This window comes from Marivita sp. S2033 (genome assembly GCF_046592965.1).
Lineage (GTDB): Bacteria > Pseudomonadota > Alphaproteobacteria > Rhodobacterales > Rhodobacteraceae > Marivita.
Map to the genome: position 1 here is coordinate 92,325 of NZ_JBISBV010000004.1, position 19,710 is coordinate 112,034.

Consider the following 19,710-nt stretch of genomic DNA (forward strand, 5'->3'; position numbering starts at 1 on the left):
TCTTTATTGGTCTTGCCTGCCGAAAAGGCAGTCCCTGATCTGCGTCAGGCCGCGTTCGGTTTCGTCTTTCGGGGCGACAAGAGCGACCCGGATATAGCCCTGTCCGGGATTACCGGCATCGGTGTCGCGTGACAGGAACGCGCCGGGCAGGACCCGAACGCCGGTCTCTGTCCATAGCTTGACCGCCGCCGCCTCGCCGTCTTCAACCGGCAACCACAGGAAGAACCCCGCCTGCGGAGAGCGGTAGCCGGGAACGTTGCCCAGAATGCGGTCCGCCAGCGCGAATTTCTCGGCATAGAGCGCGCGGTTCTCGTCGACATGCGCCTCGTCTGCCCAGACCGCCTCGGCCACTTTTTGCAGCGGCAAAGGCAGCGGTGCACCGGCGTAGTTGCGCAATTGTTGCAGACGTTCGATCGTCTTGGGGCCACCGGCCACGAAACCCGAGCGCAACCCCGGCAGGTTGGAGCGTTTTGAGAGCGAGTGAAAGATCACCACGCGCTCGGGATCGGCGCCCATCTCCTGCGCGACCTGCAACGCGCCGACGGGCGGCGAGTCGCGGTAAATCTCGGAATAGCACTCGTCGGCCAGGATTTTGAAATCGTGTTTTTCGGCCAGCGCGATCAAGGTCTCCCAGTAATCGCGATCCGCCACAGCGCCTTGGGGATTGGCGGGCGAACAGACATAGGCCAGCGCGGTTCGCTCCAGCACATCCTTCGGCAGCGCGGCGAAATTGGGCAGATGGCCGGTGTCCTCGGTCGCGTTGACGAACACGGGTTCGGCCGCCGCCGAGATCGCGGAAATCAGGTAGACCTGATAAAACGGGTTCGGCATCAGAACGACGGGACGTTTGCCGCCCTTGGTTTCCGGGCATAGCGCCATTCCGGCATTATACAGCCCTTCGCGCGTGCCGTTCAGTGCCATGATCTGCGTGTCGGCATCGAGGCTCACGCCATAGCGGCGTTTCACCCAATCGCGAATCGCGGCGCGCAGTTCTGGCGTGCCCTCGTTCGGCGGATAGCTGTTGAACCCGGCAACGTTGCTTGTCAGGATCTCTGCGATCCAGTCGGGAAATGCGTGTTTCGGCTCTCCGATGGTCATGTGGATGACCGGACCGCCGGGTTCGTGCACGTCCAACAGGGCGCGCAGACGCGGGAACGCATAGGCCGGAAGGTTCGAGAACCGCTCGGGAAACATATTCATACTGCCTCAGGTCGAGGATCATTAACGCCCTCTTTGGACCCCAAGTTACATAGGCAGGCCGCGTGCGTCCAGAAAAAGAGCGCGAGTTTCAGTTGGTTGTGGCTTTCAGGCCAGTGCACGCTCTGCGGCCGCGCCCAAACGCAGAATACGGCGCTCATCGCGCGGTTTTCCCATCAAAGACACCCCGCAAGAGGCGATTCCGGTTGGCAGGGACAATACGCTGAGACCCATCAGGTTGCCGATGCGCGTATTGCGAAGCGTCAGGAGGTTCTCGGTGACGTAATAGGTGCTGTCGGTCAGCAGCCTTTCCACATTCGGTGGGGTGATCGGGCATGTCGGGCACAGCACGGCATCGAAACCGGCGGTTGCTTGCAGGTAAGTGGTTCTGACGGCGTCGATCTGATGCCATGCGGCGACGTAATCGGCGGCGGAAAATGCCTCGCCAGAGCGGAACCGCGCGAGGATTTCCTTGAACATGGCGTCGGGATTGGCCTCGATCACCTCTTTCCAGGTGCCATAGGCTTCCGAGCCGTAGAGAATCGGCGACAGGGCCAAAGCGTCGTTCAATTCGGGAATCGCCAGTTCGACAATCTCGGCCCCGGCATTGCGGAAGGCGTCGACGGCGCGGTCGAAGGCTTTGCGGGGAGTGTCGCGGATGTCGTCGAACGCGGCGGTCGTCAGCACTGCCAGGCGCGTGCCCTTGAGCGATGCTGCGGTCAGATCAACGGGATTTTCACCCGCCAGTGCCGCGAACAAGAGCGCGGCATCCTCGACCGATTTGCAGAGCGGCCCAACCGTATCAAAGCGCGGCGCAAGCGGCACCGTGCCTTTGAGGCTCAAGACGCCGGAGGCGGTTTTCAGCCCCACCAGATCGTTCCATGCCGCAGGCACACGCACCGATCCGCCGGTGTCCGAGCCGATGCCCGCTGCTGCCAGACCGAACGCCACCGAAGTTGCGGCACCCGAAGACGACCCGCCCGGTGCGTTGTCGGGATCGTGCACGTTGGGCGGCGTGGCGGTTTTCGGGTTCAGGCCCAGCCCGGAAAACGCAAGTTCGCTCATGTGGGTCTTGCCAAGGCAGACAAGCCCCTGATGCGTGGCTGCGGCCAACACTTCGGCGTCGGCATCGGGGGTGCGCCCGTCGAGCAGTTTCGATCCGGCCTCGGTGACAACTCCGGCGGTGTCGAACAGGTCTTTCCAGCTGATCGGCACGCCATCGAGCGGCGAGCGGCGCAGCTTCAGGCGCGCACGCTCTTTCGCGGCGGTGGCTTCGGCCAGGGCGCGCTCGGGCGTGACGCGGGCATAGATGCGCTCGCTTGCTTCGTGCGCGTCGATCGCATCGAGGAAATGTTGCGTCAGTTCGACCGGGTCAATCTCCCCTGCCGCGATTCCGCGACCCAGATCGGCTGCGGTCATGTCCTGCCAGTCACTCATTGCGCGCGTCTCCTGTTCGGCCTGCGGCGCGACGGTAGCGGCAGAGGGGCGCATGGACAATCCCGGCGGTGCTTCCATATTTCGCTCCATGAGCAAAACATCCGATATCCTGATCGTCGGCGGCGGGTTGAACGGCCCGACGCTGGCACTGGCCGCCGCCCAAGCCGGGCTGAGCAGCACCGTGATCGACGCCCAACCGGCGGGCGCGCGGCAAAGCGACAATTTCGACGGGCGCGCCTATGCGCTGGCGCTTGCCTCGGTGCGAATGCTGACCGCGCTTGGCCTTTGGGACGGGTTGCGCGGCGACGCGCAGCCGATGAATGAAATCAAGGTGAGCGACGGGCGCGCGGGTGACGCGGAGGTTTTTCTTGGCCTGCATTTCCAAAGCGCCGAGATCGAAGAAGGCCCGATGGGGCATATGCTTGAGGATCGCTACCTGCGGCGTGCTTTGATGGCGGCGATGGACGATGCCGCGCTGGTCACGCATCGCGCGGGCGAAACGGTGGTGGCGCAGGATGTGACTGTGTCTGGCGCATCGGTCACGCTGGCTTCGGGCGAGGTGCTGAACGGGCGGATGATCGTCGGCGCGGACGGGCGGCAAAGCGGCACCGCGCAGCGCGCCGGTATACGCCGCACGGAATGGGCTTATCCGCAAACCGCTCTGGTCTGCGCGATTGCGCATGAGAAACCGCATGGCGGCGTGGCGCACCAGTTGTTCATGCCTGCCGGGCCTTTGGCGATTTTGCCGCTGCCGGGCAACCGCTCTTCGATCGTCTGGTCCGAGCGCAGCGCGATTGCGCAAGAGATCAACGATTTGCCGGAAGAGGATTACCTGACCGTCCTGCGCCCGCGCTTTGGTGATTTCCTAGGCGATATCTCGCTGGCTGGAGACCGGTTCACCTATCCGCTGGGCCTGACTCTGGCGAACCGGTTCATTGACGACCGGCTGGCGCTGATCGGGGATGCGGCGCACGGGATGCATCCGATTGCGGGGCAAGGGTTGAATGCCGGTTTGCGCGATGTGGCGGCGCTGGCGCATGTGATCACGCACGCCACTCGGCGGGGCGAAGACTTTGCCAGCCCGCAGGTTCTGGCGCGATATGCGCAGTGGCGCAAATTTGACACGGCGACGCTCATGACTGCGACGGACATCTTCAACCGTCTGTTTTCAAACGACAATCCGATTCTGCGGGCGGGTCGTGATCTGGGTATGGCGGCGATCAACGCGATCCCCGCCGCGCGGCGTGCCATTATACGCGAGGCGGCGGGATTGAGCGGCGAGTTGCCCGACCTGATGCGCGGCTAGGCGCTGCGCATTACTGGATACGCATCCCGTTCGCCAGCACATGTCCCTGCTCGTTGATCTGGATCGACGACTTCAGGCTGTCGGGCGAGTCGCCGGGAACCGCGAACATGCTCATCATCATGCGCGCGCCCATCGCGTCTTCCTGCGTCAGCACCCCCATCGCGATCAGCTTGTCGATCAACCCATTGGCTCCGTCGAGGGTGAGGTTGACCGCACCGGTCGGTCGCGGAAAGCCGTCAAAGGTTTCGGTGTCGTCATTGTCGAACGTGAAGGATCCGGTGCCACCCAGTCGGGCGCCTGCAACCTCAACCGTGAGGTTGTTCAGCGTCAGCGTGTTCAATTCACCCGGAGCGGCGCCGGTGTCTTCGATTTTCTCCATCTCGGCAGGATCAAACAGGTTGACGAAGGGCGTGACCTGCCCCGTGACGTCAAGCGCAATGGTCGCCGGATCGCGGGGCAGCGTGGCGCTGGGATCAACCATGTTCCACAACACATCCGCCATTTCAAAGCCCCCGAGCGTCAGGCCGAACGCCATGTCTTGCGGCGTTTCCGAGGCGGCGATGGGTGCGGTGAAGCTGAAGGCGCTTTCTGCCATGCTGAAATTAACCGGCACAGGCATCTCCGGTCCGGTCAGGCCGACCTCCTGATCGGTGGCGGCAACGTCATAGCGCATCAACTCGCTGTTCATCTCGAACGCGAGCGCGACCGTGCCTGAACGAGTGGTGCCGGTTGTGGTGCCTTCGTCATCGGTGACGGCGAATTGCATGTTGCCGTCTTCGTAGCCCATCTTGCCGCCGCCGGAAAACCCGCCTGCCGCAAGACTTTGCGCGTCGGACGGATCGAACCCTTCGGGCAATTCGGTGCTGCTTTCGATGTAAAGCGCCGCCAGCGACCCGGTCACGAGGGCGACATCGTCGCTTTCGGGATCGTTGAACGCCAGATCATAGCGCGCGGTGTCGGCGCGCATGTCCTGGCTGATTTCCGTCGTGCTGCCGGAGGCAATGGTGGTGACGCCCGACAGGCCTTCCATCACGAATTCAAAGCGCGCCTTGTCGCGGCCGATCACGTCGCCGTTGATTGTCAACTCGGCCAGAGTGATCGACATCTGCTCGGCGTCGTAGGTGTATGTCATCTTGGACGGATCGCCCGAGACGATCAATTCCAGCCCCGAATTGGCGTAATCCAGCACCATGTTGACCGCGTCGTCATCCTTGGGTGTCGCATCGATCGTGATGGGCATGGCGGCGGGAAAAGTCATCGACACCGACCCGTCGCTGTTTTCCTCAAGCTCCAGTTCGGGAATGACAAAGGACACGGTGCCTTCGTTCTCGGGGAAGTCGATCCGCATCGACACATCGCTCACGTCGAGCCCACCGGAGTTTGGCGTCTGTGTCGCATCTACGGTGTAGCCGTAATTCTGCATCGCCGATTGCATCCCATCCCACACCTCCTGCGCAGTGAGGTCAGCGGCAGCCGGGCCAGCCGCGACGCCGAGGGCGAGCGCGGAACATGTCGTAAATCGAGCGAAGGGGCGCATTGTGACTTCCTTTTGGTCAAGTCTGGCATTTGGTCAAATCTGGCGCGCAGCTTCCGACGCCAGCCCGACAGGGTCAAGTGGCTGGACCCCGCCTCTTGTCCGCTTTAGCACTGGACGCAGAGAAATGGAGGGCTGAACATGACCGATGTGACCGGAAAGACTGTGCTGATCACCGGTGCGAGCCGGGGAATTGGAGCCGAAGCTGCGCAGGTTTTCGCCGCTGCCGGTGCAAATGTCGCATTGCTGGCGCGATCGGCCGACAAGATCGCCGATCTGGCAGGCGCGATCGGAGCCAAGGCCGTGGCCATCCCGTGCGATATCAGCCGCTATTGGGAAATGGAGCAGGCCGTGGCGAATTGCGTCAAGGCGTTCGGCGGACTGGATATCCTGATCAACAACGCCGGTGTGATCGAGCCTATCTCACGGATGGAAGTGGCCGATCCGGAAAGCTGGGGGCAGGCCATCGATACCAACCTCAAAGGCGTGTTCCACGGCATGCGCGCCGCGCTGCCGGTGATGGAGCGCAACGGCGGCGGCACCATCCTGACCGTCAGCTCGGGCGCCGCGCACAATCCCATCGAAGGCTGGGCGCATTACTGTGCGGCCAAGGCCGGGGCGGCGATGCTGACCCGGTGCCTGCACACCGAAATGGCCGACAAGGGCATCCGCGCCATGGGGCTTTCGCCGGGCACCGTGGCGACGCAGATGCAGCGTGAAATCAAGGCAAGCGGCATCAACCGCGTCAGCAAGCTTGATTGGTCAGATCATATCCCGCCCGAATGGCCCGCCAGGGCACTGCTGTGGATGTGCGGATCCGAGGCGGACGACCATCTGGGCAAGGAACTCTCGCTGCGCGACGACGACCTGCGCCGCAGGGTCGGACTGACATGATCGACATTGCCAATGACGGGCCGGTTTGCACTCTGACGATCAACCGGCCGGACAAGGCGAATTCGCTGACCGGCGACATGCTGGAGGCGCTGTGCGCAGGGGTCGAAGACGCCCGCGCAGCGCGGGCAGTTGTTGTGACCGGCGCGGGCGGCGTGTTTTCGGCGGGTGCCGATCTTGACGCCGCCAAAGCGGGCCTCGCCACCAGCCCGTTGTGGGAGCGTCTGTCGGGCGCATTGGCGCGCCACCCCGGACTGACAATCGCGGCGTTGAACGGCACCGTGGCCGGGGGTGCCTTGGGCATGGTGCTGGCCTGCGACCTGCGGATCGCGGTGCCGGGAACGCGCGTCTTCTATCCTGTGATGAAGCTGGGCGTCCTGCCGCAACCGTCCGACCCGCCGCGACTCGCGGCGCTGATCGGGCCATCGCGGGCCAAGATGATCCTGATGGCCGGAGAGAAGATCACGAGCGACGAAGCCCTGGCATGGGGACTGATCGACCGCATCGTCGCGCCCGACGCACTTTTGGACAGCGCCCGCGCGCTGAGTCATGATGTGTGCGCCGCAACGCCTGAACACGCGCACACCATCAAAGGCCTGATCGCGCAATCGCTGCCCTGATGGCGCTTGACCCGAACGCGCAAGAACATAGGTTGGCGTCACCCCGGACACAAAGGACTTCAAGATGACCCAGCACCTGCACATCGTCTTTGGCGGAGAGTTGGAAACGCCTCAGGAAAACGTGTTCAAGGATCCCGAGAACATTCACGTCGTCGGCATATTTCCAGATCGAAAAACCGCCTATGACGCGTGGAAGAACGAGGCGCAGCGCACTGTCGATAACGCGCATATGCGCTATTTTCTGGGCGATTTGCAGCAATTGATGGATGCCAGCACAAGCGAGCCCGCAGAGCAGGACTGATCCCTGTGCCGCGCAAGCCGTTCAGCCTGACCGCCTATCTGGCGCTGGCGCGCGGGCGCGACCGTCTGGATGCGCTGTCACAGACATGGCCGAAGCGCCCCACAGGCCCGGTGCTCTGGCTTCACAGCGACACCCGCACCCGGCTCGAGACGCTGATGACCCTGGTCACCCGTCTCCGGATGCAGCGCGATGATGTGTCGCTGGTGCTCACCTCGGATTCGGCGAAAGGCGAAAGTTATACGCTTGACGGTGTGACGGTCGGTCCGCCGCCCGCCGAAACGCCGACCGACATCCAGCGTTTCCTGAGCCACTGGCGGCCCGATATTCTGGTTTGGGCAGGCAACGGCCTGCGGCCTGCACTCATTTTCGAGGCGTCGAGAACCGGACTTCATATGCTGTTGGCCGACGCCGCCGACGCGCCGTGGCGACAGCCCTCCAAACGGATGATACCCGATGCATCGGCCGGCGCGCTTGGCCTCTTTCATTGCATCTTCGCCCAAGACAAGCGGGCCGCGCAGCGGATGCGCCGGCTTGGCGTTCTGGAGAGCAAAATCGAAGTGGCCTCACCTCTGGAGCCCGAGGTTTTTCCGCTGGCCAGCCATGACGGGCTGCACGAGGAGCTGACCGCTGCTCTGGCCGGGCGGCCAGTGTGGCTTGCCGCCGGTCTGCTCAGCAGCGAGGTCGACAGCATCCTGCGCGCGCACCGGCGCGCGTGTCGTCTGGCGCACCGGTTGTTGCTGGTGATCGTGCCACAGGATGCCGACGACGAACCCGTCATGGCCGAGCTTTGCCACGAGATCGGCCTGCGCCTCGCGCGGTGGGATCATGGCGAGATGCCGGACGAGAACACGCAAGTGCTGCTGGCGGGAGACGACACCGAACTGGGCCTTTGGTATCGCATCGCACCGCTGAGTTTTCTGGGCGGGTCTTTGGTTGGCAAGACTGGCGGGCAGTCTCCGATGATGGCGGCGGCGCTTGGGTCCGCGATCCTCTATGGGCCGAACGTGGGGCAGCATCTGGACGCCTATTCGCGGCTCGTCGCGGCCGGGGCTGCGCGGATCGTCAAGGACATGGATTCCCTCAGCGCCGCGGTCTCGCATCTGATCGCGCCGGATCGCGCCGCCGCGATGGCGCATGCGGGATGGAGCGTGGTGTCGGCAGGGGCCGAAACCGCGGATCTGGTGCTGGATCAGGTCAACGAATGGCTGGACGCCATAGAAGAGCAAGCATGAGAGCTCCGGGTTTCTGGAACATGCCGCCTGATGCGCCCGGAGTGCGGGCGCGTCTGCTCTCGCCGCTGGGCGCGATTTATGCAGCGCTCTCGGCGCGGCGGCTGAAACGGGGCGAGCCTTTCAAGGCATCGGTTCCTGTGATCTGCGTCGGCAATGTCAACGCAGGCGGCACCGGCAAGACGCCGACGGTCATAGCGCTGGGGCAGATGTTGTCTGACGTGGGCAAGACCGCGCATGTCGTCTCGCGCGGGTTCGGCGGTACGCTGCGCGGGCCGGTCAAGGTCGATCCCAATCGTCACGACGCCAGCGAGGTCGGCGACGAGCCGCTCTTGCTGGCGGCGTTCGGCCCCGTTTGGGTGGCCCGCGACCGCGCCGAGGGTGCGCGGGCGGCGGTTGAGGCGGGGGCCGAGGTGATTCTTCTGGACGATGGACTGCAAAACCCGAGTGTTTCCAAAGACCTGTCGCTGATTGTCGTTGACGCGGAACGGGGTTTCGGCAACGGGTTGTGCATCCCGGCCGGACCCTTGCGCGAACCTGTCCGCACGGCAATGGCACGGGCCGACATGGTGCTGTCGATCGGCAATCACGTCGCCCAGGCGCGGTTCAGAGAAACGTGGCGCGATGTGGTGTCCCTGCCGCATCTTCAGGGGCATCTTGCGCCGCTGCAAACTGGCATGGATTGGGACGGGTTGCGCTGCCTTGCCTTTGCCGGCATCGGACATCCAGAGAAATTTTTTCTGACCCTGAAAGAGCTTGGGGCGGATTTGGTGGAGACGAGGGCGCTTGACGATCATCAAGCGCTGACGCCGGCCCTGATTGCTCGTCTTGAGAAAGACGCCAAAGCCGCTGGTGCGCAGCTTGTGACCACAGAGAAGGACGCGGTGCGCCTGCCGCAGGGTTATCGGATGAAGGTGCTGACCGTCCCGGTACGCCTGACAATCCCCAACGATGCACTGCTCAAAGAGGCGCTTGCGGGGCTTTTCGTCTGATCTTCACTCCGCGGCCAGAGGCATCTGGTCGGCTTGTCCCGTGGCCGCGATCTCTGCAACCACGCTGCGCAACAGCTTGCGGAAATTGTGGAAATTGGCATTCGGGCGCACGTCGCGTTCATCCATGTAGATCGAACGGTCAATCTCGATCTGGACCGCGTGCTGGCCTCGGGACGGGCGGCCATAGGCTTGGGTGATATAGGCTCCTGCGAATGGCGTGTTGCGCGCCACGACCAGTCCCGCATCGGTAAACGCCGCTTCGATCTGGTCAATCACCGTCTGGCTGGCCGACGCCCCGAATCTGTCGCCCAGAACGATCTGCGGGCGGCGCGACGACGCTTTGGCAACCCCGTCCAGCGCTTCGTGCGGCATCGAATGGCAATCAACCAGAATCGCTTCGCCGAATTTCGTGTGAGCCCGTGTGATCAGCCTGCGCAGTTCGGCATGATAGGGGTGCCAATACTGCGCGATGCGGCGCTCTGCCTCATGCAACGGCAACTTGCCGCGATAGATCGCGCGCCCGTTGGCCACCACCCGTGGCACCACGCCAAGCCCCGACGCAACCCGTGGGTTGTGGGTTTGCCGGCGAACACCGTCAATCAGCGCCGGATCAAGCTCTTCGGCGCTGCGATTGAGGTCTATGAAGGCGCGCGGCGCCCCGGCCTTGATGAAAGGCGCACCGAATTGCGGCGCACAATCGAACAGCCGGTCGACAAAGGCATCTTCGGAGGACCGGATCGCCAGTTCGTCAAGGTCTGTATGGCGCAGAAAAGACCAGCAATAGTCGCGCCCCGAATGGGGAGACGCGAACACCACGCGCGAGGTATTCGCCTCAGGCTCGACGAGATGATAAGCGAGTTTCGGCATACGCCCTCCGTTGCCGATACAATAGACCGAATTATTCCTCTATCAAAAGCCCTTGATCCCTGTTCCGACTCCTTTTATAGACCGCTCCATCGGCGCGGCTTTACGCGCCCCTTTTGTTTGGGGCCGGATTTTCGCAACGGTAAAAGGGCGATTAGCTCAGTGGTAGAGCACTTCGTTGACATCGAAGGGGTCACAAGTTCGAACCTTGTATCGCCCACCATTGATTTCACCGTCCTGATCTTCGGATCGGGGCATCCGCAACCCGAGAGGCGCTCGCGCGCCGCGACATGAGGAGAGGCCCATGAAGGTCAGAAACTCGCTCCGTTCGCTCAAGAACCGCCATCGCGACTGCCGCGTTGTGCGCCGCAAGGGCCGCGTCTACGTCATCAACAAGACGCAGCGCCGGTTCAAAGCCCGTCAGGGTTAAGCGGACCCCGCAGTAAAAGAAAAAGCCACCCGGAGTTCCGGGTGGCTTTTTTTATGTCGGTCATCACGGCAAGGCGATCACCGCAGGATCGTATCCGCCATCAGCCGTACAACCGTCGCCTGATCAAGATACCCCGTCACCCGCAATTCGCGCGCGTCCTGATAGCGGCGAATGGCGCGGCGCGTGTCTTCGTCAAACGTGCCGTCCACGGCCCCCGGCTTCAACCCGAGGTCTTCCATTCGCGCCTCGGCCAGACGCCGCGCAGCCCCGTTCAGCCCAAGCGCGGCCTCCTCTGCCTCGGCGCGGGCCTGATCGGCGCGCTGTTCCGAGTTGCGCTCCAGCCAGTCGATCCGCGCGTGCGCTTCCTCGACAAACGCGCCGTTCGGGCGGTCGTTGATATAGGCGCGATAGCCGTCCTGGGTATCCGTCTGACGGGCCACCTGCCAGCGATTTGCGTCGTTATCCTCGGCCTGCGCGCGGCGTTCGGCCTCTATGTCATTCAGCCGCTCCTGCGCCACCTCGGCATAGACACCATCGGGAAACCGCTTGAGATAGGCGCGATATCCGGCCTCATCTCCCTTCGCGCCGGTCTCTTCCCAGAACGTGCGGTCCTGCCGCTCAAGCTGGGCCTGACGCTGGCGCGCTTCCTCTTCGAGTTCGGCCGCGCGCCGCTCTGCCTGCGCATCGAGACGGGAGATTTGGTCGGCAGTCAGATAGCCCGACGCCCGCGCGTTGTTTTCGCTTTGCCATGCGGTCACCGCGCCGCGTGTGCCACGGCCGAATATCCCGTCGATGCCACGCGTGTTGTAGCCCAGCAGCGATAGATCGCGCTGGATCTCGCGCCGCGCATCGCGCGACAGGCCCAGATCGGTTTCGGCCTGTTTCTCACGGTAAAACGGCTCTGACTTGATCGTGTTTAACCGCTGCCGCGCTTCGCTTGCGTTATTCCCATTGGGAAACGCGGCGAGGTACGTTTCGTAGGCCGCTTGGGTGTCGGCGTCTTCCGCCTTTGTCCACGCCGCGCCGTCAGCCTGATTGCGCGCGGCAGTGTCCGTCTCCGGGCGCGTCTCGACCTGTGGCAAAGCCGTTTCGCTCCGCGCCAGCAGCGGCAATTCGCGCGGCACGAAACCGACCAGGCTCAACCCCTCGGCGCGCGCAAGTGGCAGCACATCGTCGCCGGTCGCATCGGTGAGCCGATCAACAAATTTCGCCGCGTTTCCGGCCGGGCCGATCGCAACGGTCACACCTTGAGGGATATTGCCCAGTGACAGATTGGCCGACAGACCGGATGGCAGGGTTGCATCAACCTCGACCTCTCCCAGAACGATCAGCGCTCGCCCCGGATATTCAGCCGCCACCGCGTAAGCGGCATCCAGCGGGAAGCCCTCGGTGACCACCTGCCCCAACCTCAATGCGCCCGCGCTGTCCGCAGGGACCAGATAGGTTCCGGCAACGGTTGAAACGAAGCGTCCTGTCAGCACGATGATCACATCGTCTGTCGTGGCATCGACATCGTTTGCAAAATCAAGAAATGCAGACCGCATGGCGGCCGCATCGGCGCCGGTCACAAGGCTCACTGCGACGCCACGATCCTCGAACGCGCCTCGCAGATCGTCCAGATCGCCACTGCCGGTCAGTCGTTGCAGAACGCTCTGGTCGCTGTTTCCGATGACCAGAAGATCGCTGTTCTGCGCCAACACCGGTGTCGCCAGCAGCGCAGTCGCGGCCAGCGGGATAATCATACGTTTCATAAACGCACCCTCCTTAGATACGCAAAGGTAACGCATGAAACGGCGAAGTTATCCAATATCAGCGAAAATAACTTCGCCTTGAGCGGTCAAATCAGTCGTAGCTGCGCGCATCCTCGATCACCAGCCCGTCGCGCGGCAGCGCCCCCGGCGGCACCAGTTCGACGCGGCCCCTGAGCTTGAGCGTCTCGAACACGCTCGGCTCGAAGGCCGCACCATCCTGCGCCGCGGTCTCGATCTGAACCGTCATCACGTCCATCTCGCCGTCGCGGCTGGCCACGACACGGGCCCGCTCGATCTCGGCGTGGCGGGCGACCAGAGCGGCCACCTGCTCGGGACGCACGAACATCCCCTTGATCTTGGTTGTCTGGTCGGCACGCCCCATCCAGCCCTTGATCCGCGCGTTGGTGCGCCCGCACGCGCTCTCCCCCGCCATAAAGGCGCTCATGTCTCCGGTCGCGAACCGGATCAGCGGGTAATCGGGGTTCAGGGTCGTCACAACCACCTCGCCCACCTCTCCCTCGGCCACCGGATCGCCGGTGCCGGGCGTGACGATCTCGACGATCACGCCTTCGTCCAAGATCATCCCGTCCTCGGCGTCGCTCTCATAGGCGATGTTGCCCAGATCGGCGGTGGCATAACACTGGCGGCACGCAATCCCGCGATCTGCATAATAGGCGCGCAGCGACGGAAACAACGCCCCACCGCCCACAGCCGCGCGGGTGATGTTGAGCGGCAGGCCCATCTCGTCGGCCTTTTCCAGAATGATCTTGAGATAGTCCGGCGTGCCGGCATAGGCTGTGACCCGCAAATCATGCGCCGCCTGCGCCTGAAGCTCTGTCTGCCCGGTTCCGGCAGGCAGCACTTTGGCCCCGACCGCCCGCGCACCGTTTTCAAAAATCATGCCGGCAGGCGTCAGGTGATAGCCAAAGCAGTTCTGCACGATATCGCTCTCGCCAATGCCGCAGGCGTGCAGAAACCGCCCCATGCGCCACCAGTCATGGCTCAGGCCTCCGGGTTCATAGATCGGCCCCGGCGATTGGAACACATGCGCGATGTTGCTGACGGGTATGCCGCCAAACGGCGGATTCTCCTTTTGCCGCGCCACCAGTTGAGATTTGCGCAACACCGGCAGCTTTGGCAGATCGTCGATTGCGGCAATCGGATCATGCCCGGCGAGATAAGACCCGTCAGCCTGCATCACGCGCTGCACCTGCGCCGCCAACGCGGCCTCCTGGGCGCTCCGGCGCGCATCGGGGCTGCGGGTTTCAAGATCGTCAAAATGGGTACTCATGGCGCTCTCCTCGTGAGGCGATAGTCGAAATTCACCGGCCCGCTCATTCCGCCGCCTGTGCATCGCGCGACAAAACGCGTGCGGGCAAATCCTTGAAATCGGGGCCGTGATAGGTGGGAACGCCCAGCTGCTCGATCTTTGACAACGCGTCTTTCGCGTCCGGGTTTACCGAACGCGTCGGCTGACGCAGCAGGACCGCGCGGATGCGCCCCGGAAACCGCTGCACCGCGTCAAGATAGACCTGTGCGTCCTTCTGGCCGGTATCGCCGAGCAAATAGAACCCGAGGTCCGGATTGGCCGCCAGTATCGTGGCCACGGCCGCCCCCTTGTGGTTCTGGTGGCTGGCGCCGACGACACCATGATCGCTGATCCCAAGATCGCGCAGGAACATCGGACCCTGCACAAGTCCCACGCGCGCGAACACCTTGTCGAGAAAGCTGTGCAGGTTCCACGGCGAAGAGCTGACGTAATACACCGGATTGCGACCCGCGTCAGACAGGCGATCGATCAGCGCTTTGCTGTCGGGGTAGATCTGGCGTGTCAGCGCATTGCCGGTGAACGTCGTCCACAGGTTGCGCAGGAGCGATTGCGCTCCGGTGTGCATCATCGTGTCGTCGATATCCGAGATCACCCCGAACCGCGCATCGCGCGGCGGCACGAGAACCGGCATCTGCACCGGTTCGATCCGTGCGTTCGCCAGATGCGCCTCGACCGTGACCCAGCCTTCGGTGTCCTTTGCGCGCGGCACGGCGAGCGTGACATAACCTTCGGCGTTCGAACGCGTGGTGACACCTTCGGCGGTGACGGGCACATCCGCCACTTCGGTGGTGAAAAACAGCGACACCATCTCCTTGAAATTCGTCCAGCGCGACTGATCCGGCTCCGGCGCGGCGCGGCGCACGGCTGACACCACGCGCCCTTGCAGGATCAACTGGTCCGGCTCCGCATAGCCGCGATAGGGCTGAAGCATCGGCGGCCCGTCGCGGCGAAACACGGCTTCGACCAGAGTCTCGGCAAACTTCAGGCGTTTCATCAGGCCAGCCAGCGCTTGCGCCGGCGATAGGAGCGTACGTCGCGAAAGGATTTGCGCCCGTCATCCGACATGCCCAGATAGAATTCCTTCACGTCCTGATTTTCGCGCAGGTCCGCCGCCGGACCGTCAAGAACGACACGCCCGTTCTCCAGGATATAGCCCTGATGCGCATAGCGCAGCGCGACATTGGTGTTCTGCTCGGCCAACAGGAACGACACGTTTTCATTCTCGTTCACCGATTTCACGATCTCGAAAATCTGCTCGACCAGCTGCGGCGCAAGGCCCATCGACGGCTCGTCGAGCAACACCATTTTCGGGCGCGACATCAGCGCGCGTCCGATGGCCGTCATCTGCTGCTCACCCCCGGATGTATAGCCAGCTTGCGATTTCCGCCGCTCTTTCAGGCGCGGAAAATAGTCGTAGACCATCTGCAGATCCGCCTCGACCGCGCCCTTGCCATCGCGCCGCGTATAGGCGCCAGTCAGCAGGTTTTCCTCGACGGTCAGGTGGCCAAAGCAGTGCCGCCCTTCCATCACCTGAATGACCCCGCGCTTGACCAACGCGGCCGGGTCGAGATCCTGCACACGCTCGCCTTCATAGATGATCGACCCTTTGGTGACCTCGCCGCGCTCGGAATGCAGCAGGTTCGAGATCGCCTTGAGCGTCGTCGTCTTGCCAGCGCCGTTCCCGCCCAGAAGCGCGGTGATGCCACCGGTCTTCACGCTCAGGCTGACGCCCTTCAACACGAGGATGACGTGGTTGTAGATCACCTCGATATTGTTGACCTCGAGCAGGGTCTCATCGGTAGGGGCCGCGTCCAGCATGGTTCTTCTTCTCTTTTGAAATACTCGAAATCCACCGGCGACGGGTCGCGCCGCCGGTGAAGGGTCAGCGCGATTTACTCGGCGGCGCAATCCTCGTTCACCGGCCAGGGCGCATTGGCCTCGGCATAGTCAGCGGCGGAGGATGCGATCACATCTGCATAGCCTTCGACATTGGCCGTCAGAAGATCGGATGCCTTGACGAATTTCTCGCCGTCCCATTCCAGCATCCACGCTCCGGAATGGCCGGTGTGGTTGGAACAGGATGTCGAGAACGGCGGCACCATGCCATCCATGCCCAATTCCGAGATCCGCTCTTCGGTCAGGTCGATGTTCTCAAGCCCCCAGCGAAGCTGCTGCGGCGTGATCTGGGCGGTGTCGAAATTCTCCTGAGCGTTCTTGATCGCCTCGGCCAGGATCATCGACATGACAAGGCCACGGCCATAGAACACGCCTTTCATCTCTTCGGCGTTGGTCTGGCTCAGTCCGGCGTCGATGACCTTTTCCTGAAGATCTTTCATCGCGGGAGCATCGGGGTTGGGGAACGACCAGGAAATCGACTTGTAGCCCTTGCCGTCTTCACCAACCAACTTGAGGTCGGCATCATGTCCGGCCCACCAGACGCCCAGCATGTTCTCCATCGGGAATTTGGTCTTGACCGCTTCGGTGATCGCGCCTGCGTTCATCGCGCCCCAGCCCCACATGATCACGTAATCGGGGCGTTCGCGGCGAATCTGCAACCACTGCGCCGACTGGTTCTGCATCTCTTTCAGGCCGACCGGGATCGGCAGCAGCTCGAACCCCTTGGCTTCGGCATGCATCTCCAGGATTGGCAGAGGCTCTTTGCCGAACGGGTGATCGAGGTGCAGAAACGCGATCTTCTTGCCGTCAAGCGATCCCTGCTCCTCAAGGTACTGGATGATCATGTCGGCGCCATCCCAATATCCCGCAGGCACGTTGAACGCCCACTGGAAGACCTTGCCATCGGCCATCGGCGAAAAGCCGTAGCCCGAGGCCAGGATCGGGATCTCGTCGACATTGGCTTTCGGCAGCACCTGAAGCGTGATGCCGGTGGACCAGGGCTGCGTGACAATCGCCCGCTCCTTGGTCTTTTCATAACATTCCACGCCCTTTTCGGTGGAATAGCCGGTCTCGCATTCCTCGAAATTGACCATCACGCCGCCGATGCCGCCATCGCGCTCATTGAGCAGGGTCATGTAGTCGGCCTGCCCGTTCATCAGCGGAATGCCCGTCGCCGCAAACGGCCCGGTCCGGTACGCCATGTTCGGCGTATAAAGTTCTTGCGCCATCACGGCGGTGCCGAGCATCGTGCCCAGCGCTGCCGCTGCCGCCAGTTTGGTAGAGTGTTTCATGGTTTTCCTCCCATTGGATAGTTCTGTTGGTTCTTGTTGTTGGGCCGCGCCCCCTAGTGCGGGAACGGCCAGATGATGAGTTTCTCGCGGATCAGCCGCCAAAGCTGGTTGAGCCCGTGCGGTTCGATGATCAGGAAAAACACGATCAACGCTCCGACGATCATGGTGTTGATATGTTCGACCAGGGCGGATTCGATTTGAAACCCCTGGGTCTGCGCATAGCCATAGATCAAGATCGCCATCGCGATCGCAGCTATAACGCCCACGCCCCAGAGGTTGCGCGCGATCCAGAACAGGAACGCCGCCACCGCCAGCACCGCGATCAAAAGCGCCGCCGCCCAAAGGGACATATCAAACACCAGCGTTCCCGACGCGACGTTCAACACAACCGGAAGCCCGACGATCAGGATCGCGCCGAGATAGTTGCCCATGATCGACCCCAGCCCGCCGATGATGGCGATGAACAGCACCTGGAACGACAGCGGGATGTCAAAGACATTCGGCTCTGCCGCGCCTTTCCACATGAAGACATAAAGCGCGCCCGCGACACCCACGACGTAGGACGACACGGCAAAGGCGGTCAGCTTTGATTTCATCAGGTTGATGCCGATCAATTCCGCCGCAATGTCCATATCGCGCGTCGCCTTCCAGGTCCGGCCCAAATTTCCGCGCGTAAGATTGATGCACAGCACCGTCAGCAAGGTGACGATGAACAACACGATGTAATACTCGGTGACGGAGTCTGCCTGCGGTCCGGAGACATAGATGCCAAACATCTTCAAGTTCGGCACCTGGATCGCGCCCGAGGCGTTGTAATTGTAAAGCCAGGCCCATTTCTCGAACAGCCAGACAAGAAAGAACTGCGCCGCCAGAGTTGCAATGGCAAGGTAGAACCCCTTGATCCGCAAGCTCGGGATACCGAACACCACACCGATTCCGGCGCTGAAGAACCCCGACAGCAGGATCGCGATGATCGGGTTCAACTCGGGAAAGATCGTCAGCATCTTGTAGCACGCATAGGCCCCGACGCCCATGAACGCGCCGGTGCCGAGGCTCAGCTGACCGGCAAATCCGGTGAGGATATTGAGCCCCATCGCCGCCAGCGCATAGATCAGGATCGGAATGAGCAGCGTCTGAAAGGTGAATTCCGACGCGGTCAGCGGGAAGATCACCCAACCCAACAGCACGATGACGCCAAGCAGAAGAGCATCCTGCCGCACCGGAAACAGCGCCTGATCGGCGGCATAGCTCGTCTTGAACTGACCTGCGGTTCTGTAAAACATCTTGGTCTTTCCCTTGTCGCCCCTGTCAGGCTTTGATCGTCTGGTCGGCGTGATCCGTGACCGCCTGTGCCGGCGGCGCGGGTGGCCCTAGAGGGCGGTCTCGTCCTCGATCACCGCACGATTGCGCGGCTTCGCATAGCCCGTCATTTCGCTGTGACGGATCAGCCAGAAATAGGCCCACATCCCCGCCGCACCGCCAAGCGCGGCCAACAGGATCGCAATCACCGTATTCGTCCCGGCTTCGCTGCCGCTTGCCAGGGCCAAGTACCCGAAAGCCCAGAAGCCCGACCATGCGACGACGTTCAAAATTGCGATCAGCTTTGCCATGTGTCCTTCCTCAAAAGCCGGGCACTTTTGCCCGTAAGTCCCGTTCCCAGCGCGCCCCGCGCTGCGTCAGACCCTTTCGATGATCCGCTCTCCAAACAGCCCCTGAGGGCGGAACAGCAACACGATCAGCGCCAGGACAAAGGCGAACCACGTCTCGGTATTGCCCCCCAGCAAGGGCTGGCCCCAGTAGATCTCGAACAGTTTTTCCAGAATACCGATCATCAACCCGCCGACGATGGCCCCGGTGATCGATTCAAGCCCGCCCAGCATCAGCACCGGCAGCGCCTTGTAGGCGATCACCTCGAGCGCAAAGCTGACGCCAGCCCGCGCGCCCCAGGCGATGCCCGTCACCAGCGCGATGATCCCCGCGATGAACCAGACCAGCACCCAGATCGTCTGCAAAGAGATCCCGACCGACAAGGCCGCCTGATGATCGTCGCCCAGCGCGCGAATGGCGCGCCCCATCTGGGTGTAGTTGAGAAACGCCAGCAGCCCCAGAACCAGCAGCGTCGCCACGATCACCACCGTGATGTCGAGATGCTGAAGGATCAACAGGCCGCCGAACGGTTCGAACACCGTATCACCGGTCGGGATGCCCAGCTCTTCGGTGATCATCACCTTGTTTTCGCCGCCGAAGATCGTCTCGCCCAGGCCGATCAGGAACAATGTGATGCCGATGGTCGCCATGAACAGGATGATGTCGGGCTGCCCGACAAGCGGGCGCAACACCACGCGTTCGATCACCACGGCAAGCACGAACATCACCACCAGCGTCAAGCCGACGCTGATCCAGGCCGGTATGCCCAGCGCGAACAGCCCCACCAGCGTCAGCGCTGCGAACACCACCATGATGCCTTGCGCAAAGTTGAAGATCCGGCTGGAGCGGAAGATCAATACGAACCCAAGCGCGATCAAGGCGTAGAGGATGCCCGAAACCAGCCCCTCCCAAAGAACCTGCATCAGAAAATCCGGCGCGGAAAACATGTCCACGAACGGCGCTACGAATATGTCGTTCAGCATTCCTGCCCCC

Annotated in this window: 19 protein-coding genes and 1 tRNA gene; 8 read left to right on the plus strand and 12 right to left on the minus strand. The window is 62.6% G+C overall.

Features of this window, described 5'->3' with window-relative positions; genetic code table 11:
- Positions 1-3: 3 nt before the first annotated feature.
- Positions 4-1,194: an aminotransferase class I/II-fold pyridoxal phosphate-dependent enzyme gene (locus tag ACGKZZ_RS09195; RefSeq protein ID WP_411223421.1), complete on the minus strand. Its 1,191-nt coding sequence runs from the start codon at positions 1,192-1,194 to the stop codon at positions 4-6.
- Positions 1,195-1,305: 111 nt separating this feature from the next.
- Positions 1,306-2,634, minus strand: coding sequence for an amidase (locus ACGKZZ_RS09200; RefSeq protein WP_411223422.1), 1,329 nt, complete (start codon positions 2,632-2,634; stop codon positions 1,306-1,308).
- A gap of 88 nt (positions 2,635-2,722) precedes the next feature.
- Between ACGKZZ_RS09200 and ACGKZZ_RS09205 the strand changes: the two genes are divergently transcribed.
- Entirely contained in the window at positions 2,723-3,940 is a 1,218-nt protein-coding gene (locus ACGKZZ_RS09205) for a UbiH/UbiF/VisC/COQ6 family ubiquinone biosynthesis hydroxylase (RefSeq protein WP_411223252.1), read from the plus strand.
- A 10-nt stretch (positions 3,941-3,950) separates the two neighbouring features.
- On the opposite strand, the gene ACGKZZ_RS09210 is transcribed toward ACGKZZ_RS09205, so the two are convergent.
- Positions 3,951-5,477, minus strand: a complete 1,527-nt coding sequence (locus ACGKZZ_RS09210; RefSeq protein ID WP_411223253.1) for a DUF2125 domain-containing protein — start codon at positions 5,475-5,477, stop codon at positions 3,951-3,953.
- Positions 5,478-5,615: 138 nt separating this feature from the next.
- On the opposite strand from ACGKZZ_RS09210, the gene ACGKZZ_RS09215 reads away from it, so the two are divergent.
- From ACGKZZ_RS09215 to lpxK, 5 genes are all read left to right on the plus strand, one after another.
- Positions 5,616-6,368, plus strand: coding sequence for an SDR family oxidoreductase (locus ACGKZZ_RS09215; RefSeq protein WP_411223254.1), 753 nt, complete (start codon positions 5,616-5,618; stop codon positions 6,366-6,368).
- Positions 6,365-6,985 (plus strand): enoyl-CoA hydratase/isomerase family protein, encoded by a 621-nt coding sequence (locus ACGKZZ_RS09220; protein ID WP_411223255.1) that lies wholly within the window; start codon positions 6,365-6,367, stop codon positions 6,983-6,985. The genes ACGKZZ_RS09215 and ACGKZZ_RS09220 overlap by 4 nt, the downstream gene beginning before the upstream one ends.
- 64 nt (positions 6,986-7,049) lie before the next feature.
- Positions 7,050-7,286, plus strand: a complete 237-nt coding sequence (locus tag ACGKZZ_RS09225) for a DUF4170 domain-containing protein (protein ID WP_411223256.1) — start codon at positions 7,050-7,052, stop codon at positions 7,284-7,286.
- A 5-nt stretch (positions 7,287-7,291) separates the two neighbouring features.
- Entirely contained in the window at positions 7,292-8,518 is a 1,227-nt protein-coding gene (locus ACGKZZ_RS09230; protein ID WP_411223257.1) for a 3-deoxy-D-manno-octulosonic acid transferase, read from the plus strand.
- Complete coding sequence (gene lpxK, locus ACGKZZ_RS09235; protein ID WP_411223258.1) at positions 8,515-9,507, plus strand: tetraacyldisaccharide 4'-kinase; 993 nt, start codon at positions 8,515-8,517, stop codon at positions 9,505-9,507. The genes ACGKZZ_RS09230 and lpxK overlap by 4 nt, the downstream gene beginning before the upstream one ends.
- Before the next feature lie 3 nt (positions 9,508-9,510).
- On the opposite strand, the gene ACGKZZ_RS09240 is transcribed toward lpxK, so the two are convergent.
- Positions 9,511-10,374 (minus strand): N-formylglutamate amidohydrolase, encoded by an 864-nt coding sequence (locus ACGKZZ_RS09240; RefSeq protein ID WP_411223259.1) that lies wholly within the window; start codon positions 10,372-10,374, stop codon positions 9,511-9,513.
- 145 nt (positions 10,375-10,519) lie between these two features.
- On the opposite strand from ACGKZZ_RS09240, the gene ACGKZZ_RS09245 reads away from it, so the two are divergent.
- Positions 10,520-10,594, plus strand: a tRNA-Val gene (locus ACGKZZ_RS09245).
- Between the two features lie 81 nt (positions 10,595-10,675).
- Positions 10,676-10,801, plus strand: a complete 126-nt coding sequence (ykgO, locus tag ACGKZZ_RS09250) for a type B 50S ribosomal protein L36 (RefSeq protein ID WP_005850168.1) — start codon at positions 10,676-10,678, stop codon at positions 10,799-10,801.
- Positions 10,802-10,878: 77 nt separating this feature from the next.
- On the opposite strand, the gene ACGKZZ_RS09255 is transcribed toward ykgO, so the two are convergent.
- The 8 genes from ACGKZZ_RS09255 to ACGKZZ_RS09290 form a co-directional block, all read right to left on the minus strand.
- Positions 10,879-12,552, minus strand: a complete 1,674-nt coding sequence (locus tag ACGKZZ_RS09255; RefSeq protein WP_411223261.1) for a peptidoglycan-binding protein — start codon at positions 12,550-12,552, stop codon at positions 10,879-10,881.
- Positions 12,553-12,643: 91 nt separating this feature from the next.
- The gene (locus ACGKZZ_RS09260; RefSeq protein WP_411223263.1) at positions 12,644-13,843 is read right to left on the minus strand and encodes a phenylacetate--CoA ligase family protein; all 1,200 of its coding nucleotides are present in this window, start codon (positions 13,841-13,843) and stop codon (positions 12,644-12,646) included.
- Positions 13,844-13,886: 43 nt separating this feature from the next.
- A complete protein-coding gene (locus ACGKZZ_RS09265; RefSeq protein ID WP_411223264.1) occupies positions 13,887-14,876 on the minus strand; it encodes an App1 family protein in 990 nt (329 codons plus the stop codon).
- Positions 14,876-15,700, minus strand: a complete 825-nt coding sequence (locus ACGKZZ_RS09270) for an ABC transporter ATP-binding protein (RefSeq protein ID WP_411223265.1) — start codon at positions 15,698-15,700, stop codon at positions 14,876-14,878. Before ACGKZZ_RS09270 ends, ACGKZZ_RS09265 begins: the two co-directional genes overlap by 1 nt.
- A 74-nt stretch (positions 15,701-15,774) precedes the next feature.
- Positions 15,775-17,070, minus strand: a complete 1,296-nt coding sequence (locus tag ACGKZZ_RS09275) for an ABC transporter substrate-binding protein (protein ID WP_411223266.1) — start codon at positions 17,068-17,070, stop codon at positions 15,775-15,777.
- A gap of 53 nt (positions 17,071-17,123) precedes the next feature.
- Positions 17,124-18,353 (minus strand): branched-chain amino acid ABC transporter permease, encoded by a 1,230-nt coding sequence (locus tag ACGKZZ_RS09280; protein ID WP_411223267.1) that lies wholly within the window; start codon positions 18,351-18,353, stop codon positions 17,124-17,126.
- Between the two features lie 87 nt (positions 18,354-18,440).
- Positions 18,441-18,680: a hypothetical protein gene (locus tag ACGKZZ_RS09285; protein ID WP_411223268.1), complete on the minus strand. Its 240-nt coding sequence runs from the start codon at positions 18,678-18,680 to the stop codon at positions 18,441-18,443.
- 66 nt (positions 18,681-18,746) lie between these two features.
- Entirely contained in the window at positions 18,747-19,700 is a 954-nt protein-coding gene (locus tag ACGKZZ_RS09290) for a branched-chain amino acid ABC transporter permease (protein ID WP_411223269.1), read from the minus strand.
- Positions 19,701-19,710 lie beyond the last annotated feature (10 nt).

Bases quoted from the DNA above. Each gene is read 5' to 3' on its own strand.
- ACGKZZ_RS09205 (WP_411223252.1), top strand. From the start codon at position 2,723: ATGAGCAAAACATCCGATATCCTGATCGTCGGCGGCGGGTTGAACGGC.
- ACGKZZ_RS09275 (WP_411223266.1), bottom strand. From the start codon at position 17,070: ATGAAACACTCTACCAAACTGGCGGCAGCGGCAGCGCTGGGCACGATG.
- ACGKZZ_RS09215 (WP_411223254.1), top strand. From the start codon at position 5,616: ATGACCGATGTGACCGGAAAGACTGTGCTGATCACCGGTGCGAGCCGG.
- ACGKZZ_RS09265 (WP_411223264.1), bottom strand. From the start codon at position 14,876: ATGAAACGCCTGAAGTTTGCCGAGACTCTGGTCGAAGCCGTGTTTCGC.
- ACGKZZ_RS09255 (WP_411223261.1), bottom strand. From the start codon at position 12,552: ATGAAACGTATGATTATCCCGCTGGCCGCGACTGCGCTGCTGGCGACA.
- ACGKZZ_RS09270 (WP_411223265.1), bottom strand. From the start codon at position 15,700: ATGCTGGACGCGGCCCCTACCGATGAGACCCTGCTCGAGGTCAACAAT.
- ACGKZZ_RS09225 (WP_411223256.1), top strand. From the start codon at position 7,050: ATGACCCAGCACCTGCACATCGTCTTTGGCGGAGAGTTGGAAACGCCT.
- ACGKZZ_RS09240 (WP_411223259.1), bottom strand. From the start codon at position 10,374: ATGCCGAAACTCGCTTATCATCTCGTCGAGCCTGAGGCGAATACCTCG.
- ACGKZZ_RS09280 (WP_411223267.1), bottom strand. From the start codon at position 18,353: ATGTTTTACAGAACCGCAGGTCAGTTCAAGACGAGCTATGCCGCCGAT.
- ACGKZZ_RS09290 (WP_411223269.1), bottom strand. From the start codon at position 19,700: ATGCTGAACGACATATTCGTAGCGCCGTTCGTGGACATGTTTTCCGCG.
- ykgO (WP_005850168.1), top strand. From the start codon at position 10,676: ATGAAGGTCAGAAACTCGCTCCGTTCGCTCAAGAACCGCCATCGCGAC.
- ACGKZZ_RS09220 (WP_411223255.1), top strand. From the start codon at position 6,365: ATGATCGACATTGCCAATGACGGGCCGGTTTGCACTCTGACGATCAAC.
- ACGKZZ_RS09195 (WP_411223421.1), bottom strand. From the start codon at position 1,194: ATGTTTCCCGAGCGGTTCTCGAACCTTCCGGCCTATGCGTTCCCGCGT.
- ACGKZZ_RS09260 (WP_411223263.1), bottom strand. From the start codon at position 13,843: ATGAGTACCCATTTTGACGATCTTGAAACCCGCAGCCCCGATGCGCGC.
- ACGKZZ_RS09200 (WP_411223422.1), bottom strand. From the start codon at position 2,634: ATGAGTGACTGGCAGGACATGACCGCAGCCGATCTGGGTCGCGGAATC.
- lpxK (WP_411223258.1), top strand. From the start codon at position 8,515: ATGAGAGCTCCGGGTTTCTGGAACATGCCGCCTGATGCGCCCGGAGTG.
- ACGKZZ_RS09210 (WP_411223253.1), bottom strand. From the start codon at position 5,477: ATGCGCCCCTTCGCTCGATTTACGACATGTTCCGCGCTCGCCCTCGGC.
- ACGKZZ_RS09285 (WP_411223268.1), bottom strand. From the start codon at position 18,680: ATGGCAAAGCTGATCGCAATTTTGAACGTCGTCGCATGGTCGGGCTTC.